Raw genomic sequence first — 18,280 nt, 5'->3', positions numbered from 1 at the left:
CTAGTTCACCGTACTTTCTTCTGTGAATTTTTGATCTTTAGTAAAGAAAATGAGTACCATACCAATAAATATAGACAATGCTGATACAAAGAAAACATTTCCTAAGCCAACCCATTGACTCATAATACCTCCGAGCAAATTACCACACAACTGCCCGATAACCATGGCATTAGCAAAAAGCGTGGAAGCATATCCCGGAAAGTCAGGTAAAATATCTTGGAAGTAGCTAATACCTAATCCCAATAAAATTGCTAAGAAGATTGCTAAGAATACCTGACCAACAAACATTATAACTAAACTATCAAACACACCAATGCTAAAGTAGAATAATCCTCCAAACAAACCACCTAACATCAATAATGTTCTAGTTGCTAACTTTGCCGACAACACACCTAACAACACCATAAATGGTACTTCTAATCCTGCACAAAGGCTGGCAAGTCCACCTACATAGCCTTCTGGTTCCTTTAAATACTTTGTAACAAATAATGGCATGTTGAGTGTATACATCCACTGTCCAATATGTAATAAAATAAAGGCAGCAAATGGCACGAATAAACGTTTATCACGTAACATGTTAGGCGCTTCCGCTTCCACATGTGTAACATCAGAAACACTTTTCTTGGTTTTAATATCTTTAAAGAAAAATACTTGCAATATGAGTGTGAACAAAATAATCGAAATAGTTCCTGCAAATAAGCCTGAATAACCATTCATTTGCAATAATAAAGCTCCAATCAATGGCCCAAATAAAAATCCAAATGAAAACATTGAACGTAATACTGCATTAGCAAACTTTGCTCTATCTCTAGAGGCAGAAGCATTAATAGATTCACGTGCTGATGCATACATTTGTGGCATTGCAGGTGCAAAGCAACCTTGGAATATTGCATAAATAGCGATAAACAACCATATTTCATGGATGTAGAAATAAATAGAAAAACTTACTGCTCCCATAAATAGCGCACAGACTATAATTAATTTTCTGTTAATATCATGTGTATCTGAAAAACGCGCTACAATCGTATTCATTATAAATTGACTTATCGCAGCTAAAGCCAATAATAAACCATACTGTGACGATGTCATGCCTAATTCATTTGTAGCAAATAAAATGAGGTATGGTACTGTTATTGCAATGCCCATACCTAACAACATCATATTCACCACAAATAATTTATAATTTTTAATATGTAGTAATGCTCCAAACATCGATTTAACCTCAATTCTTTGTAAAATAGGTTTGAATACATCCATCCAATTATATTCACATGAATAATTGAATTTACATGCCTTATTTTTTATTTATGATTCGACATATTCCATCATTAAATTAATAAATGAATCCACTTGAGGCAATTGCAACATACTTGCATCATAACTCATATAAGTCGATCTAATAAGTGGTTTCTCATCGATGTTAACGCGTTTAAATTCAAACTGCTCTTCGTCTAAATGACGCATCATAATCTCTGGTAAAATCGTTACCCCTACACCGTTGAGTAGCATTTCTTTACATGTTGCGACTTGATCCACTGTTATCATCGCACGATAATCTTGTCCAATTTGGCTACTATACCATTCTTTGATTTGATTAATATAAATCGGATCTGCCTGAAATTCAATAAATGGTAATTTATCAACTTCATCGAAGCGATTTTTTGGATGAATAAAGTAATGTTCATCGTTAAAAAGATGTGTGTTACTTAAATTCATAATTTTGTTACCACGAATAATGATTACATGGTAGTCTCTATGATTCGCCTTTATTTGTTCACTTGATCCTACTTGAACTTGAATTTCTACATTTGGAAATTGTCTTGTATATAAATTTAAAACCTCTGGTAACAATGTTTGACCAATTAACGACGAACAACCTATTGAAATTGTCCCATTCACTTCGCCTATATGCGCTTGCATTTTATCGAGGAATAGTCTTTCTCTATTTAACATATCTCTAGCATGTTCTATAATCATAGTTCCTTCAGTTGTCGTAATCAGTTGCTTTTTCGTACGTATAAAGATTTCCACACCAAAAGCATTTTCAATGGTTTTCAAACGTTGTGTTACCGCTGGTTGTGATATATAGAGTATTTCAGCAGCTTTTCGTAGTGTTTTCGTTTCGTCTAAAGTAGTTAACAAGCGATAATCATCAATCTTCATATTATCCCCCTATATGCTCAAAAAAACTGACATTCTATTGTCCATTTAATAATCAATGCATTTATCATTAATTTGACTATATATGCAATGTGTCGATGGTTTAACTTGAGTCTCTGATACTCTTATTTGTTTCTTAACCATAATAATTACTATAACATGATTATACCTATACCGATATAATGATTCATATCCTTTTTGATAGATTCTTAGCTATTGATACAACAGGCATTTAAATGTGATTATCTCTAAATCTATACCGCTATAATGGGTAAATAACTTTAATTCTGCTCTTTTGAGTCAATTTGTTTATTTTGTGTGTTTGAAACATAATTAGGATGTTGCTTATGTTTTGCATGCTTTGGTTTATGCCCATGGTGGTTACGCTCATTCTTTTTATGTTTGGGATGTTTATATGGCTTTTTCGCTTTAGGTTTATGCTTTATCTTATGATAGCAATACATAATCTTATCTTGCATTGTCTTGAAATCTTCATCTATCTTAATCATGAGTTGATGTGCAATAACATACGCTTCATGGTACTGCTTTCTAGTAATTTGCCCTTGATCTAATGCACGTTGCAAATCATCTTCGTCCACCAATTCATACTCACCATTCGGTAACACCAACACATCTAAACATAAATCAATCGTACGAGCATTTCCTTTTTGTGTTACATTTTTTATATTTATATCGAAGTAATACTCTAATGGATTGCCCTTGTCATCTAACATCACTGTGATACTATAACGTTTCTTTTCAGGTAAAATTTGTAGCCACTGATAATTATCATCAGCTACGACGATATTTTGTCCAACGACGCTCACCTCTAATGGTTCACGTACTTTTTTCATCGTTACTAAGCCGATAATCCCTTTGTATTTATTATTATTCACCTTAACTTCTGTATACTCTCTATCAATGATGCGACGCCAGTGACGCTTATCAATATATTTTACTTTCACTGCCATCAACTCCTTGTCATTATTATATATAACTGACTTCTATGTGTCATCTGTTGTTATGCCATTTCAACGTCCAAAATAACTTTGCACAATTTATTTAGTACTATTGTACTATATTTCATAGCCCAAAAGCGAAATTGACATTACTTTTGAATTCTGTTAAATTTTATTTATATTTTTCTGAAAATTCTTAATAAAAGGAGATAGAGACATGGCAATAACACATAGACCTTTCAGAGCGGATCATGTTGGCAGTTTGTTACGCCCTCAACGTTTAAAAGACGCCCGCGCTGATTATCAAAATAACGTCATCGATGCTAATAAATTAAAGCAAATCGAAGATGAAGAAATTGAACATATTATCGAAAAGCAATTAGAAGTAGGTTTACATAGTATCACAGATGGTGAATTTCGCAGAAGTTGGTGGCATTTTGACTTCTTAGAAAATTTAGCAGGTGTTGAAGGTTATACTTCTGAAAAAGGTTTATCTTTCGAAGGTGTAGAAACGCGTAATCATAATGTCAAAGTAGTAGACAAAGTAGCATTCAATGCTGAACATCCTCATTTTGAACATTTTAAATTTTTACATGATAAAGTAAATGGCCGCGCAACAGCAAAAGTTTCCATCCCAAGTCCTAATCAACTCTTCCATCCAAATATTTTAAACGAAGATATATACCCAGATATTGAAGATTTTGCAAAAGATGTATCTAAAGCATATCATGATAGTTTACTTAAATTTTATGAATTGGGTGCTCGTTATATACAATTGGATGATGTTTACTGGGCAAATTTAACATCTGGTACTCAAAAGACACGTGGTAGAGATCGTTCAGAAGAAGAAAAAGAAGTAGCAAGACAATTGGCTTACCGTGTCGTCAATGATGCAGTACAAGATTTACCAGAAGATTTATTAATTACTACTCACATTTGCCGCGGTAATTATAAATCAACATGGGCTATTTCTGGTGGTTATGAACCCGTCGCACCTTATTTATTCAAGGAAAACTTAGGTGGTTTCTTCCTAGAATATGATGACGAACGTTCAGGTGATTTTGAGCCATTAAGATTCTTCCCTAAAGAGCAATCGGCTGCTGTACTTGGATTGTTCACTTCGAAAAAAGGTGACTTAGAAGATAAAGCAACCGTACTAAAACGCATCGAAGAAGCACAGGCTTATATAGATTTAGATCAAATTTGTTTAAGTCCACAATGTGGCTTTGCTTCTACAGAAGAAGGAAATAATTTAACTGAAGAACAACAATGGCAAAAGCTAGCTTATGTAGTAGAAATTGCCAAAGAAGTATTTGGAACAGCTAAATAATAAAAAAGAATGTTATCACACCACGCAATTCGCATGTGATAACATTCTTTTTTTATGTGTTAATATGATTGATTAATCTCAGATTCTGATAATGCATATCTTTTATTAATTTCAGTTAAGTGTGGATAATCCTTATTAAGCCTTTCAACACTCAACATTTCAAAGTGATTAAATTCAAAGGCTGGCTGACACATACAACCTACTAAAGCATAACCTTGTCCACCTTCAATTGACGAAGCAAATATCGTTCCTTTTGGTACAACATACTGTAAGACATCACCTTTATCAATGTTATTACCAATAGTGACATATTTATATGTACCGTCTGGCTGAATCATGTGTACAGTCAAAGAATCTCCAGCATGGTAATACCAAATTTCATCTACATCAATGCGATGAAAGTGGGAAATATTATCATGGGTTAACAAGAAATAGATACTCGAATAACTTGCACGAGATGTTGTTTCGTCCCATTCTCCTTTAATTATTTCTTTATAATAACCACCCTCTGGATGTGGTGTTAATTCTAGTTGTTTTACCCAGTTATTCACTATATGTTTCATATTATTTCAAATCCACGTTGTGGAAAACATTTTGTACGTCTTCTAAGTCTTCTAACGCATCAATTAAACCTTCAAACGTAGCTTGATCTTCTGCAGATAATTCAATATCTGTTTGAGGTAACATTTCAAATTCAGCTACTTTAAATTCTTCCACACCAAATGCTTTTAATGCATCTTGTACTTGAGCAAATTGATCAGGTTCTGCATAAACAATTGTCAGACCATCTTCATCAATCACATCTCGTACATCAACATCTTGTTCCATTAATGATTCTAATGTATCGTCGACAGATTTACCTTCAATACCAAACACAGCAGTATGATCAAACATGTAAGCTACTGAACCAGAAACACCCATATTGCCGCCATTTTTACCAAATGCAGAACGTACATCTGATGCTGTTCTATTTACATTATTTGTCAACGCGTCGACAATAATCATTGAACCACTAGGACCGAAACCTTCATATCTCAATTCATCAAAGTTTTCATCGCCAGCGCCCTTTGCTTTCTCAATTGCTCTATCAATAATATGATTAGGTACTGAATATGTTTTAGCTCGTTCTAACGTTAAACGTAACGCTTGGTTAGACTCTGGATTTGGTTCACCAGATTTAGCTGCAACATAGATTTCCTTACCAAATTTCGCATAAATTCGACTTGTATTTTTATCTTTTTGGGCCTTTTTCTCTTTAATGTTATTCCATTTACGTCCCATACTGTCATCTCACTTTCTCGATAAATACTTTAACTACCATGATATATTATACAATATTTTCTATTTATAACATAGATGCACGCATAGTTAATCTATTTACGCCTCGTTACAAACAAACACACACTTAATATTTTATTAATCAAGTGTGTGTTTATCTTGGCAAAGTTGCCCTATTTAATTATGACATTTAGCGTTTAAATCTATTAGCTAAGTTCAATACATATTTAATAATGTGTAATAAATTGATAAACAAATTAAAGCCCATTTCTCTCGGTGAGAACTGTCCGCGTTTCATACGGTTAAAGTCATACAACGTATATAATAGGAACAATAACAAACCTACTACCGTTATCACTGTGTGAAATATAGGATTGTGTATAAACATACCTATTAAACTAGCAACAATTAATGCAATTAAAGTGACAAATAAATATTTACCCATACTCGCAGCATTGCCGATGAGGAAGTATCCTATCAATCCAAATACAATAAATGCTGCAATTGCAAGAATCACATTTTTATAAAAAACTTCTGGTCCTAAATTTTGTAAATAAGCAGTAAAGGTAGCGTATGATAATAGTCCTACGACAATTGCATATATATGAGAAATGACGATACCATAACGTCTCGCACGGTTAAACAGAACTGTAATCAGTACTAAGACAAGTAACACAATAGATAATGGCCGACGCCATTCTAAAGGTAGATATTGTCCAAAATAACAACCTATGCCAAAAATAATCCAATAATATACAAAGAATAACCATACTTTGCCATATGTTCGGGCTTGTGACTTGTTATTAGATTGGCGGTGTTGCTTCTTTGTGCTATGTGCTGTTTCAGCCATATTGTTCACTCCTCTAATTAACAACTACTCAGTTGCGTGGTTCACTGATGCGTGATATCTCACTGTTTATTCTTGTGATAAAAATATTACTTCACATACATTTTCACTAAAATGAGTCACTACAAACATCAATATAACATCTTTAAACAGCAAACCATATAAAGTATATGAATTTTGACCTTATTTTTTAATAATTAAAATTGCTTTCAGTTAATCCTATTGTTACATATTGATTTATAAATTAATATTACAAATGTGAAAATTAACTATTACATTAAATCAATATTATTAGTTTTAAATACGGCTGTAAGGGTATTCAACGTGCATAGGATTATTTGCCTTAAAATGTTAATAATATTACAACTTTATAACAACGGACACAAAGGTTGTGATTTTTGTTAATATGGAAATTGTATTTAGATTATTACTATAAACTATATGCTCTTATAACTTCGGGACATATATAAGGTATCAGAGGAGGAGTTCTTTTGAAAAAATTAGCATTTGCAGTAACCGCTGCTTCTGGAGCAGCAGCATTTTTAGCTAATCATGACGCTGAAGCATCGACACAACATACAGTACAGTCGGGTGAGTCACTTTGGACTATTTCACAACAATATGGTGTTTCTGTAGAGGAAATTAAGCAAAATAATAATATCAATAACAATATGGTATTTCCGGGACAAGTTATTGAAATTGGTGGAAGTGGATCACAAAGTCAAAGCAGTAACTCTAACACTTCTCAACAATCAGCAGGTGGCAATACACACACAGTACAATCTGGTGAGTCATTAGACATTATTGCAAGTAAATATGGTGTTTCTGTAGAAGACATCATGTCTGCAAACAACTTAAATAGTTATATTATACAACCAAATCAAACATTAACAATTCCTGGAGGAACAGGAGTAGGCGGTTCAGGTGGTACAGCTACGGGATCAACTACAACTTCAAATACAGGTTCAACAGCAAGCGATGCTAACTTATACGACTGGGGACAATGTACTTGGCACGTATTTAATCGCAGAGCTGAAACTGGACAACCTATCAGTACATACTGGTGGAACGCTGATCACTGGGCAAACAATGCCGCAGCTGATGGTTATACAGTAAACAATACACCAAGTGCTGGTTCTATTTTACAAACATATGCAGGTGCTGTAGGACACGTAGCATATGTTGAACGTGTTAACCCTGATGGTAGTATCTTAATTTCAGAAATGAATTATAATACACCTCCAGGTACAGTTGACTATCGTACTATCCCAGCTTCAGAAGTATCAAGCTACAATTACATTCATTAATTGATTAAATAAAGTAACCGATACGCCATTTGGTAATCTCACCAAAGGCATATCGGTTTTTTATTTATTATATGATGCATTATGAATGGATTTAATCTTACATCTAATGAATATAGATATAGCGTATTTCTGACAGTATACGACAATGACCATAGATATCATATGACTATAGTTGCCTTCCCTCATTAAATGTATTGAACCGCTTTAGATTTCATAGTTCTATAGTCATAATTTAAACTACAAAATGCTGCATGTGTTTGTAAGACAACTACTCAGACGAATAATCGTCGAGAACAAGCATTGTCTATATTTATAGATTGAACGATTAATAACCATTTCCAACATGAATATAATTTCAAAAAAAGAAGCAATCTGTGCGATATAAGCACAGATTGCTTCTTTAAGTATAGGCTATTTCATAGTCTTAAACTATCATTCAACCATTTACAAGAAAATATTAATGATATAATAAATAATTGCTGCTACAAGCGCTGAAATTGGCAATGTGATTACCCAAGTGATAATCATACGTTGCGCAGTGTTCCATTTAACACCTTTAATACGGTTTGCTGAACCAACACCAAGAATAGATGATGATACAACATGTGTTGTAGATAATGGGAAATGTAGTGATGATGCTACAAAGATTGTTAGTGCTGATGATAAGTCAGCTGCTGCCCCATTAGCTGGGCGAATTTTCATAATGTTACCACCAACTGTTTTGATGATTTTCCAACCACCAACTGCAGTACCAAGACCCATCGCTGTCGCACAGGCAACTTTTACCCATAATTGTGGCTCAACACTAGTACCTTGCTGAACATTAGCTACGATAAGTGCTAAAGTGATAATACCCATTGATTTTTGCGCATCGTTTGTACCATGTGAAAATGATTGTAATGACGCTGTGAAAATTTGGAAAAATCTAAAGTTTCTATTTGCTTTTGTAAGATTAGCATTTTTAAATACGACTTTAACAATCGAATAAATAATAAACCCTACTGCAAAAGCAATTACAGGTGATAATAGTAATACGATGATTATTTTTGTAAATCCTTGATAATGCAATACGGCAAATGAACCTTGAGATGCAATCGCTGCACCTGCAATAGAACCGATTAATGCATGTGATGATGAACTTGGAATTCCATAATACCAAGTAATCAAGTTCCAAAGAATCGCAGAAATAATCGCCGCTAAAACTACGACAAGTCCATTTTCTAATTTAAATGGATCGACAATATCTTTTGTAATTGTGCCCGCTACTCCAGTAAATGTTAATGCACCAATAAAGTTCATAACAGCTGCTAATAGAATCGCAGTTCTAGGAGTTAATGCACGCGTTGAAACAGCAGTAGCAACAGCATTGGCTGTATCATGGAAACCATTGATAAAGTCAAATGCAAGTGAAAAAATAACGATAGCTACTGTGATAATCATAATGTATTCCATAAAATTAAGACTCCTTAGCTATTTTTCATAATTATAGTTTCAAAATTATTCGCTACTGCCTGACATTTATCAGCAATTTCTTCCATGCTTTCATATATATCTTTTACTTTAATTAATGTGATTGGATCTGTTTCACTATTAAATATGTGTTTAATTGATTGACGTAATATACCATCACAATTTGTTTCAAATTCTTTAATGTTAATAGAGTGTATACGCATATGTGATAATTTCTTATCAACAAGTAAGCCCACTGCTAATTTCATTTCTGCAACAGCCTTCTGTATATTATCTACAAATTCAGCCATATATTCATCTGTGTATTCGATTGAATACATTTCAAACATTGCTGAAGTTTCTTCCATTGCATCTAATACATCATCAATTGCGTTACATAAAGAGAGGATATCCTCACGTTCAATTGGTGTAATAAAAGTTTGGTTTAAATCTGAAATCACTTGGTGCATCAACTCATCACCATGAGATTCGTAGGTTTTAATATTATCTGAATAAGCTTTAAGGTCTAAATGTGTATTAAAATCCATCTTCCCAAATTCAATTGCTGCTCGGTCTAAGTTGAATACCATTTCCTCTAGTTGCACCATGAACTTATCTTTTTTCTTGTTTAACATCCAAAAAATCCTCCATTTACAGCGACTGTCACCAATCACCTTCAATAAATTTAAAAAATTAATAATTACTTCCTGACAAACTGAGCATGCGCAGATTTACAATAAACTCATTTTTTTGACTTTTCAAACAGTTTTGTAAAAATAGTGTAAATGAATTTTTGCTCTAATCGTTTTAAAAAATCTCACAATTCTCTATTTGTCCTTTATTGAAAATAGCATAAAATTTACAATCCTACAATTAGATTTACAAATTCTTAACATTACATTTTCATAAAATTAATAAAGTTGTTCACATCTACACTGACAAGACGTTTCAAGATTTTTAATTTTTAGATTATTAAAGTAATCTAATCAAAAAACATCTTTCACGCTTATATTTTCATAATTATTTCATTTTTTCAACTCATAACGTTCAACTTAATTCAGTCATTATTATTTAGTATCAAAAAAAATAAAAGTTGAAGTGACCGATATGGCGTTACTTCAACTTTATCATTATTCCGATATTCTTTTCACTAACTCATTTTGTGTTGGGAAAATAAAGGTAACTTCTGTCCCATGACCTTCATCAGAAACCACTTCAACTTGAATACCTAAATTTTGTTTTACTGTATTCACTAAATATAATCCAATACCTGAGGAAGTCGTTTCATTTCTATAATTCGTCGAGGTGAAACCTTTATCAAAAATTCGCGGTAAATCCTTTTTACTAATACCACGGCCTTCATCCTTAATTTGAACTTGGACTTGTTCATTGATAAGTGATGATTTTACATAAATCGTCCCATTTTCACTATACTTAATTGCATTTGAGAATATTTGTCGAATCATCATTCTACACCATTTTGAATCAGTATAAACATGATGACTTTCATCTAAATCTAATTCATAACCAATACCTTTAGCTTGGCTAAGATAACGAGTCAGTTGAATCTCTTCTATAATCAGTCTTTTCAAAGGGACATATTCAAAATACATATCATTATTTTGTGATTCTATACGTGTTAAATACAATTGCTTGTCTAACATATCATTGATACGAGTCCATTCGAACAACAATGCACGTTTTTTATCCATGTCCGCTTCTTTTTCAATCATCAATTTCATAGCTGTAACTGGTGTCTTAATATCATGAACAAAATCTGTCAACGAAGCTTCTGTAGATTGAATTTTCATTCTTTGCTTGGTCACAATTAACTTTTGACTTGTGATTTGATTATATAAGTATTCGACCATTTTTTGTTGGAACGGTGTATCAGCAAGTCCTTTATGCTTTAATTCTTCAGGCTCTATATTATCGTTTAAATGTATAAAAAACTTAATTTCCTTCACATATGTAAATACTAAGAACAATGAAGTTAAACCTAAATTTAAAATAATAATATAATAAATGCTTCCCACACTTATATCATAGTCAATATACGCAATACCTAGAAAAATTAGATGCAACAACATTATCCATAAAATCCAACTAATACGTGTTCTTAAAAATAAGAAAAACCATTTAAGATGCTCCATGTGCCATGTAACCTTTACCAATTTTTGTCTCAATCGCATCTTTCATATCAATCTCGGCTAATTTTTTACGTAAACGGTTCACATTAACTGTCAGAGTATTATCACTTACAAACGCTTCATCATCCCATAGCGCTGTGATAATTGTATCTCTATTGACGATTTGGTCTTGTTTTTTCACTAGCATTTCTAAAATAATCATTTCGGTTTTAGATAAATAAATAATTGTATCATCCTTATTGATACTATCCTTTGCTAAATCAAGTGTCGCCTTTTGCCATTGAATAACTCTTTTCTCATCTTTACTAAATTCATATACACGTCGATAAATAGCTTGAATTTTAGCTATTAATATACTGGTATTAAAGGGTTTTTGTACAAAATCATCTGCTCCTAATTCCATGCTCATCACTTGATCCATAGGATTATCCCTAGAGGACAAGAACAATATTGGTGTATTAGACACTTCTCTAATCTTTCGCGTCCAATAAAAACCATCATATTTAGGTAGCTTAACATCCATAATCACGATTGCAGGGTTAATCTGTTCAAATAAACTCAACACATCGCCAAAATCATCGACACCCTTAACTATAAAATCCCACTGCTCCAACTCTGTACTCAATTCATTAAATAATGTCATATCATCTTCTACTAATAATATTTCCACATTATAATCTCCCAACTTATTTGGTATATTTAATATCTTCTCCTGATTGAATACGACGATTAAAATGTCGAATACGGCACTCTATTTCAAATCCTCTCATCATCAAACTTTGAAACGGAGATTGAACCATATAATAAATCGGCCACACTAATTTTGGTATATAATCATATAAATGCACCATTACCGTCTGAGTACCTGCTAATTTTCTAAACTCAAGTTTACCTTGTTTCTGTACCTTCTTATTCATCAATCTTCCACCAACAATAAATAACGTAATTAAATCATCATCTGTCAGTTCTTTCTTCAAGACTAACAACGGCTTATTGGCATCTTTAATATATATAATATAGTAATCTTGATCCATTTTTGTGTGTAGCAATGTTCCATTAGTTTCATTCAACCAATTAAAATAATAGTTTACAAGTTGTTCTAGTGTCAACTTCAATGGTTGTTGCATACTTAAGGCACTGCGCACATCATCATATTTCGAAACTTGTAGTTCAACTGCTACATGAGGTCTCGGCACAATATTATCTGTCTGTTCAACTGGCGTACCATAAGCTTTCAATCTTGCTATAGATTCATTGTCAAAACGTCCCCCACTAATATATATAATCTTGCTTATATTTTGTTTTGCTGCCGCTCTGCCAAAATTATCTGCAGCCAATAAATTCATATCGCGTGCACTAGCCTTCGTAAGCTTTGCAGAATGTTTGGTAGGATCTAAGTAAAAGATAGCAATATCCATGCCTTCCATTGCGTCTACAACATCACTATAATTAAAAATATCTTTCTTTAACCACTGCACATCTCGTAAATCTTGTTCCTTAGGATACTTTGATAATGTATATAAATGCGCTTCATTTTTTATTTGAGGCACCAAGTTCTTTCCTATATAACCTGTTGCACCAGCTAGTAATATATTAGGCTTCATAAAACATACTTCCTTTATAATGATTTATTAAAAATTAATATTGTCTAGTAAAATAATGATTTTGATGTTAAATTATATTATGATTAAATATATGTAAAATTCAAACAAGGAGTGGAAATGAATGGTTCATCAAATCCGAGAAATTAGTATAAAAGATATCGACCCATTTATTAAACTATTAACCACGATTTATGATGAGTCAGACTACCTCATCTATAACCCAGGCGAATATGCACCTTCTACTACAGATGCTATTTCTAATTTAGAACATTTTATCACATCACCCTCTAACGCAATATTTGTAGCCGAAAACAATGGTGAACTCGTCGGCTTTGCTACTGTGACAACAGAAGATTATGAGCGTGCACGCCACGAAGCTAAATTCTCAATGGGCGTAATTAGACATTACCGTGAAAAGGGGTTAGGTCAATCACTCATAAACGCTGTAGAAGCTTGGTCTTTAAACCATGATATCAGACGTATTGAAGTATTAGTCGTTCCCGAAAATGAAACAGCAGTTTCATTATTCAAATCTGCCAATTATCAAATCGAAGGTGAGTTACGTGATAAACTCTATATCGATGGTCGTTATTACAATAAATATATCTTGGCAAAGCTATTACTATAATCTACCTCTATCACTAAAGAATAAACTATTATAAATGTTATTTAATTTCGGTCAAAACATATGTATCTTTACATATAACAATGAGCAAAAATAATTATTTTAAATATGATACCTTGACTCATCGTAGGAAACAGTCTGGGACATAAATACACAGCATTAAGCCCATCAAAGATTTTTGATCTTTGATGGGCTTGTTATTGATATCAATACTGCGTATTGTAATTACTCGCATACCTAAGGGGGCAGTGTCGAGTCTCGGTCTCGATACTCATTCTACTCCCTCAGGTGTGTCGCAAACAATACGCAGTTCTTATATGTTATTACTACATCATCCTATTAATATGCCTTATCCATACTAGATACCACTGCAATGGGACTCTTCAGCTCATTTAATAGGGATTTAGTTCAACACCATTTGGATTTGAATCTTCTGGATTTAATTTTGTTTCGACACCTGAAGAATTAGTATTTCTACTTAAGAATCTTAAGACATCTTTCATATTTTGTTGAGATTCAGGTTTATCTAAATGGAATTGGTATTGATGTCTCAAATGATGAGAACCATCATAGAATAGTTTATCTACTGGGACATCTTTAGATTTAAGTTTTTTATAAAATGAAATATTTTGACTATAGAACGGGTCCGCATCACCTACTGATAAAAAAGTTGGCGGATATTCTTTGGTCACTTGGTTAATTGTCGACATTTCACTAATATATTTAAACTGTTGCTCCCAATTACGCTTTCCTGTGTAACTTTCCATAAATAGTTGGATTCTTGGGAATTCAGTTTGTCGCACCGTCTTCATATCATAAAAGCCTCCGAAAAAGATTGCAGCTTTGATTTGATCAGGTTTGAACTGTTGTTTGAAATGCATATCTTCTCTTAAAGATTTATTCGTTTGTATTGCTGTATATTGACTAGAAAGCTGTGCACCAGCAGAATCACCACCAAATACAACTTGATCGAAATTAATTGGCAGTTCATGTTGATTATGTTTAATAAACCTAACTGCTCGATCAATTTGTTTCAATTGTGTTGGATATTTTGAATCTGGCGCTAATGCATAGTTAATATTTACTACAATATATCCTTGTTCTGCAATTTTAGAGAGTAACGGGTTCTTGTATTGCTTATCACCTGCAATGTAACCTCCACCATGCATCCAAAATATGACCGGTAATTTGTTGTCACTATCTAATTCAGTTGGCGTCAGTATATCTAGACGACTATTAGGAATCCCTTTACTATAGGTAATATTCGTAAATGCATTGACATTTTTATTGTTGATTTGTACTTTTTCTTTAACTTCTTTCGTGTGTTGACGGTCAAAATGTTGCTTAAGCAATAATCCAGTAATGATCGCAACCACTATGAACACAATGATTGTTATTAAAGTCCATTTATGTTTTTTCTTCATAGTTACCGTTCCTTTCGGAAGCATTGTATCATAATTGTTATTTTGACAATAGTAATTGCAAATGATATGAAAAATGATAAAAGATAAAACCTCAGCCTTCACAAAACTGAAAAGCTGAGATTTCTTTAAATACTTATAATTATTTTTTACTAAATTAAGCGATATGCTTTTTGTTTTGATTTTTACGTAAATAGTATTTAATCAAAACAGCTACAACGACTATAAGTCCGATAATACCCATTACTGGATATAAGAAATTGATTAAACTTGTAAATCCTACAAAACTTAAAGCAAATGCAATAAGTACCATTAATACAATAAAGATATGATATTTCTTACTATATGGTTCAGTAAATCGAGCTGCAAATGAATACATTAACCCAAGAATTGTATTATACATTACCGCTAACATAATAATTGATAAAGCAAAACCAATCCATGGATGAATATCGTTTGCCAATGTTAATGTTGGAATTGAGGCACTTTTGATTTTTGGATATTCTGCTTGTAGTGCAAAGTTTATCAATGCTAATAACACTGTATAAATCACACCACCAAATAATGCACCAGAACCGGCTACCTTCCTTTTCGATGCATCGCCACCAATTGCCACAATCGTACTAAATCCAACTGCAAAAGCAAGTCCACCATAATTAATCCCGAAAATGATTGCTTTCCATAAACTTGTTTTTGGTACTGTACTATTTACTTCATTAAGTGCAACACTACCATTAAATAAATAATAAATTGCGATTATAACTACAAAGACAATTAAGAATGGTGTAACAACCCCTAAAGCTCTTACAATTTTATTAAAATCCATTAGTAGTGTTATATAAATCGCAATGACCATAATTAAAGCACCAAGCCATGTTGGAACCCCAAAACTTTCTTGGAATGTTGATCCGGCTCCTGCAATCATTGTTACAGATATACCGAATAAGAAAAATATTAATAAATAATCGATAATCTTGCTAAAGATATCACTAAATAAATAGTCTAACGTCGATTCATGGTTCTGTGCATCAAAGGCACTACCTATTTTAGCTACTTGTCTGCCTATAAAACCTAATATTAAACCTGATAGGATGACACCAATATACGACCATAGACCATAAGATGTAAAGAATTGCATAACTTCTTGTCCAGTCGAGAATCCAGCACCTACCACGATTCCGACATAAGCAAAACCAATTTTTACAGCTTCTTTATTCAACCCCATGTATATTACAACCTCCTAATTGTTTACACATTGAGATATTATACCTTATCAACTATATTTTGCAACACACAAAAAAACTTTCTTAAAATGTTAATCAATTCATTTTTTATTTACAGTAATATAATTTAAAGTTCAAAGTATTCTAATAACCATTTATATAGAATAAAATTACATATCAATTATTTTCCCGATTAAACAACAAAAAAACCGAAATTCTCACTATCATAAAATGAGTATTTCGGTTTAATTATTATTCAAATCTAATAATAGCTTAAAAAACAGACGTTCTTATCTGTTAGTTTCTAATGAGCATCCTTAAATCGATTTAATTCATTGAAATCTACAACAACGTTATCCATACGTTTTGCAGTTTCCTTTAGCACATTACGCGCAACGCTATTAGCTGGATCTAACTTAAGAATTTGACGCGCTACATCGAAAGCTTTCTTATCAGAAATGACTGGTTCAGGCACTGCATGTAATAATAACATTTGCAATAAACTCTTTACTTCTTTGCCTTCAGTGAGCTTTATGGAAGTTTGCGCATGATAAAAGGCAGAGTCAAGTGCACCTTCTAGTTCACTTAATGGATAAACAAGTAGTAAAAAGGCTAAGTCGTGCAATTCAGCAGTTTCTTCCTCTTTCATCATATCTAAGATACAAGTATAAAACATGACGCTTTCCACTTCGTGGGCACTTGAAATATAAGCTTCTTCAAATTCCATAAAATCTGACTGGGACATTAATCGCTTGACTGACTCGAACTCACCGTTTAAGACATGCTTTTGGATTAAATCTTTCATGGCAATGTCCTCCTAGTATCCAGATTCCTAATTATAGTTAGCTTTTATTTTATCATATTTCAAAAATTAATTCATATAAAAATAAACTGTTTAGGACTATTTATTCTAAAAACGTCATTATACTGTTATTAAACACTTGTATCAATCGCTTTTTCATTTATATTCTTAAATTAAAAGTTCTGTTTAATTTCATTAAGCGTTTCATCATAGGATCCACCCACAGACAATTTAACGGCAGCAGTAAAGCTACCCTCTACAATTGGCGCATCCACCTTTTCAATACGGTAATCGCCTGTATACATTTCTATAGCCAAATCTAAATTCATTTCAGCTGACCCAATATCATAAAAACATATTGCATCATCCGATAATTCATTGATCATCTCTTGAATTTGGTCATAAGATGTACCAATACGTCCTTCTGCGCCACCTTGTGCAATCACATTAACATCACCAGCCATTTGCTCTAATAAGGCTTGTGTTCCATTTGCAATATCCTCACTATGGCTCACTATCACTATTGATGTCATATTAATCCTCTCCAATCAATGCATTCAATATATATACGCTACTTTGTGCCCCTGGATCAACAAAGCCAACCGAGTCAGCTTTGAAATAAGACGCTCTCCCTTTTGTTGCTTCAATATCCTTTGTCGCATTTGCGAAGGATTGTAATTTCTCCATATCAACCTTTTCACCATTTCGAACCGCTTCATTAGCACGTTCTATCACGTCATACATAGTTTTCTCATTTAAACTCACTTTCCCTCTTTGGGCTATCGCTTCAGAAAAGGCCTGCAGTAACGCTTTAACATTTTCATTATCTATGTCATCTTCAACTACTTGTGACATTTTAACAAAGCTAAATCCATACAACGGTCCAGATGCACCACCTATATTTGACATTAATGTCATACCCGTAGATTTAAATAAATTTTGCATGGAACTATCATCGATATGATCAGGTAAAGCTTTGAATCCTCTAACCATGTTCACACCATGATCACCATCACCAATGGCTCTGTCTAATTCAGTAAGTTCACTTTCCTTGTCCTCAAATACAGACACTAACTCAAGTAATCTATCTTTCATCGCTTTGACATCCATTATTATTACACTCCT

General features: G+C 32.9%; 19 protein-coding genes. 3 read left to right on the top strand and 16 right to left on the bottom strand.

Translation table 11 applies throughout. From position 1 onward, the window contains the following. From SH09_RS03040 to SH09_RS03030, 3 genes are all read right to left on the bottom strand, one after another. Complete coding sequence (locus SH09_RS03040) at positions 1–1,212, bottom strand: sugar efflux transporter (protein WP_042738262.1); 1,212 nt, start codon at positions 1,210–1,212, stop codon at positions 1–3. 93 nt (positions 1,213–1,305) lie between these two features. Further along, the gene (locus SH09_RS03035) at positions 1,306–2,163 is read right to left on the bottom strand and encodes a LysR family transcriptional regulator (RefSeq protein ID WP_042738146.1); all 858 of its coding nucleotides are present in this window, start codon (positions 2,161–2,163) and stop codon (positions 1,306–1,308) included. 278 nt (positions 2,164–2,441) lie between these two features. Next, on the bottom strand, positions 2,442–3,125 hold the full coding sequence (locus SH09_RS03030; protein WP_042738261.1) for a ribonuclease FAU-1 family protein: 684 nt from the start codon (positions 3,123–3,125) through the stop codon (positions 2,442–2,444). A 211-nt stretch (positions 3,126–3,336) separates the two neighbouring features. Here SH09_RS03030 and SH09_RS03025 point away from each other — a divergent pair, with 211 nt between their 5' ends. Continuing rightward, positions 3,337–4,449: a 5-methyltetrahydropteroyltriglutamate--homocysteine S-methyltransferase gene (locus SH09_RS03025; RefSeq protein ID WP_042738145.1), complete on the top strand. Its 1,113-nt coding sequence runs from the start codon at positions 3,337–3,339 to the stop codon at positions 4,447–4,449. A 59-nt stretch (positions 4,450–4,508) separates the two neighbouring features. On the opposite strand, the gene SH09_RS03020 is transcribed toward SH09_RS03025, so the two are convergent. From SH09_RS03020 to SH09_RS03010, 3 genes are all read right to left on the bottom strand, one after another. Next, a complete protein-coding gene (locus tag SH09_RS03020; protein ID WP_042738144.1) occupies positions 4,509–5,012 on the bottom strand; it encodes a cupin domain-containing protein in 504 nt (167 codons plus the stop codon). 1 nt (position 5,013) lies between these two features. Beyond that, positions 5,014–5,730, bottom strand: coding sequence for a YebC/PmpR family DNA-binding transcriptional regulator (locus SH09_RS03015; protein ID WP_042738143.1), 717 nt, complete (start codon positions 5,728–5,730; stop codon positions 5,014–5,016). Between the two features lie 187 nt (positions 5,731–5,917). Then, complete coding sequence (locus tag SH09_RS03010; protein ID WP_042738142.1) at positions 5,918–6,577, bottom strand: Bax inhibitor-1/YccA family protein; 660 nt, start codon at positions 6,575–6,577, stop codon at positions 5,918–5,920. A gap of 488 nt (positions 6,578–7,065) precedes the next feature. Here SH09_RS03010 and SH09_RS03005 point away from each other — a divergent pair, with 488 nt between their 5' ends. Further along, a complete protein-coding gene (locus tag SH09_RS03005; RefSeq protein WP_042738141.1) occupies positions 7,066–7,881 on the top strand; it encodes a LysM peptidoglycan-binding domain-containing protein in 816 nt (271 codons plus the stop codon). Positions 7,882–8,325: 444 nt separating this feature from the next. Here SH09_RS03005 and SH09_RS03000 read toward each other — a convergent pair whose 3' ends face one another. The 5 genes from SH09_RS03000 to SH09_RS02980 form a co-directional block, all read right to left on the bottom strand. Further along, entirely contained in the window at positions 8,326–9,333 is a 1,008-nt protein-coding gene (locus SH09_RS03000) for an inorganic phosphate transporter (protein WP_042738140.1), read from the bottom strand. Positions 9,334–9,347: 14 nt separating this feature from the next. Next, positions 9,348–9,965 carry a DUF47 domain-containing protein gene (locus SH09_RS02995; RefSeq protein ID WP_042738139.1) on the bottom strand — a complete coding sequence of 206 codons (618 nt, stop codon included), beginning with the start codon at positions 9,963–9,965 and terminating at the stop codon, positions 9,348–9,350. A 495-nt stretch (positions 9,966–10,460) separates the two neighbouring features. Next, complete coding sequence (locus SH09_RS02990; protein WP_042738138.1) at positions 10,461–11,483, bottom strand: sensor histidine kinase; 1,023 nt, start codon at positions 11,481–11,483, stop codon at positions 10,461–10,463. Next, on the bottom strand, positions 11,470–12,150 hold the full coding sequence (locus tag SH09_RS02985; RefSeq protein WP_042738137.1) for a response regulator transcription factor: 681 nt from the start codon (positions 12,148–12,150) through the stop codon (positions 11,470–11,472). Before SH09_RS02985 ends, SH09_RS02990 begins: the two co-directional genes overlap by 14 nt. Positions 12,151–12,166: 16 nt before the next feature. Beyond that, on the bottom strand, positions 12,167–13,084 hold the full coding sequence (locus SH09_RS02980) for an NAD(P)H-binding protein (RefSeq protein ID WP_042738136.1): 918 nt from the start codon (positions 13,082–13,084) through the stop codon (positions 12,167–12,169). A gap of 121 nt (positions 13,085–13,205) precedes the next feature. On the opposite strand from SH09_RS02980, the gene SH09_RS02975 reads away from it, so the two are divergent. Continuing rightward, positions 13,206–13,712, top strand: coding sequence for a GNAT family N-acetyltransferase (locus SH09_RS02975; protein WP_042738135.1), 507 nt, complete (start codon positions 13,206–13,208; stop codon positions 13,710–13,712). A gap of 389 nt (positions 13,713–14,101) precedes the next feature. Here SH09_RS02975 and SH09_RS02970 read toward each other — a convergent pair whose 3' ends face one another. The 5 genes from SH09_RS02970 to dhaL form a co-directional block, all read right to left on the bottom strand. Beyond that, the gene (locus SH09_RS02970; protein ID WP_042738134.1) at positions 14,102–15,133 is read right to left on the bottom strand and encodes an alpha/beta hydrolase; all 1,032 of its coding nucleotides are present in this window, start codon (positions 15,131–15,133) and stop codon (positions 14,102–14,104) included. 154 nt (positions 15,134–15,287) lie between these two features. Continuing rightward, on the bottom strand, positions 15,288–16,355 hold the full coding sequence (locus SH09_RS02965) for a YkvI family membrane protein (RefSeq protein ID WP_042738133.1): 1,068 nt from the start codon (positions 16,353–16,355) through the stop codon (positions 15,288–15,290). 302 nt (positions 16,356–16,657) lie between these two features. Next, a complete protein-coding gene (locus SH09_RS02960) occupies positions 16,658–17,158 on the bottom strand; it encodes a hypothetical protein (RefSeq protein WP_042738132.1) in 501 nt (166 codons plus the stop codon). Positions 17,159–17,328: 170 nt separating this feature from the next. Further along, positions 17,329–17,688 (bottom strand): dihydroxyacetone kinase phosphoryl donor subunit DhaM, encoded by a 360-nt coding sequence (gene dhaM / locus SH09_RS02955; protein WP_042738131.1) that lies wholly within the window; start codon positions 17,686–17,688, stop codon positions 17,329–17,331. Position 17,689: 1 nt separating this feature from the next. Then, positions 17,690–18,265 (bottom strand): dihydroxyacetone kinase subunit DhaL, encoded by a 576-nt coding sequence (dhaL, locus tag SH09_RS02950; protein ID WP_042738130.1) that lies wholly within the window; start codon positions 18,263–18,265, stop codon positions 17,690–17,692. Between the last annotated feature and the right edge of the window lie 15 nt (positions 18,266–18,280).

This window comes from Staphylococcus gallinarum (assembly GCF_000875895.1).
In the GTDB taxonomy this organism is placed as follows: domain Bacteria; phylum Bacillota; class Bacilli; order Staphylococcales; family Staphylococcaceae; genus Staphylococcus; species Staphylococcus gallinarum.
Note: the sequence above shows the minus strand (reverse complement) of the source record. Positions and strands in the feature narration are given on the sequence as shown.

Coding starts and splice junctions, on each gene's coding strand:
- SH09_RS03015 (WP_042738143.1), bottom strand. CDS start 5,730: ATGGGACGTAAATGGAATAACATTAAAGAGAAAAAGGCCCAAAAAGAT.
- SH09_RS03000 (WP_042738140.1), bottom strand. CDS start 9,333: ATGGAATACATTATGATTATCACAGTAGCTATCGTTATTTTTTCACTT.
- SH09_RS02960 (WP_042738132.1), bottom strand. CDS start 17,158: ATGAAAGATTTAATCCAAAAGCATGTCTTAAACGGTGAGTTCGAGTCA.
- SH09_RS02965 (WP_042738133.1), bottom strand. CDS start 16,355: ATGGGGTTGAATAAAGAAGCTGTAAAAATTGGTTTTGCTTATGTCGGA.
- SH09_RS02995 (WP_042738139.1), bottom strand. CDS start 9,965: ATGTTAAACAAGAAAAAAGATAAGTTCATGGTGCAACTAGAGGAAATG.
- SH09_RS03020 (WP_042738144.1), bottom strand. CDS start 5,012: ATGAAACATATAGTGAATAACTGGGTAAAACAACTAGAATTAACACCA.
- SH09_RS03035 (WP_042738146.1), bottom strand. CDS start 2,163: ATGAAGATTGATGATTATCGCTTGTTAACTACTTTAGACGAAACGAAA.
- SH09_RS02975 (WP_042738135.1), top strand. CDS start 13,206: ATGGTTCATCAAATCCGAGAAATTAGTATAAAAGATATCGACCCATTT.
- SH09_RS03025 (WP_042738145.1), top strand. CDS start 3,337: ATGGCAATAACACATAGACCTTTCAGAGCGGATCATGTTGGCAGTTTG.
- dhaM (WP_042738131.1), bottom strand. CDS start 17,688: ATGACATCAATAGTGATAGTGAGCCATAGTGAGGATATTGCAAATGGA.
- SH09_RS03010 (WP_042738142.1), bottom strand. CDS start 6,577: ATGGCTGAAACAGCACATAGCACAAAGAAGCAACACCGCCAATCTAAT.
- SH09_RS02970 (WP_042738134.1), bottom strand. CDS start 15,133: ATGAAGAAAAAACATAAATGGACTTTAATAACAATCATTGTGTTCATA.
- SH09_RS02990 (WP_042738138.1), bottom strand. CDS start 11,483: ATGGAGCATCTTAAATGGTTTTTCTTATTTTTAAGAACACGTATTAGT.
- dhaL (WP_042738130.1), bottom strand. CDS start 18,265: ATGGATGTCAAAGCGATGAAAGATAGATTACTTGAGTTAGTGTCTGTA.
- SH09_RS02980 (WP_042738136.1), bottom strand. CDS start 13,084: ATGAAGCCTAATATATTACTAGCTGGTGCAACAGGTTATATAGGAAAG.
- SH09_RS03040 (WP_042738262.1), bottom strand. CDS start 1,212: ATGTTTGGAGCATTACTACATATTAAAAATTATAAATTATTTGTGGTG.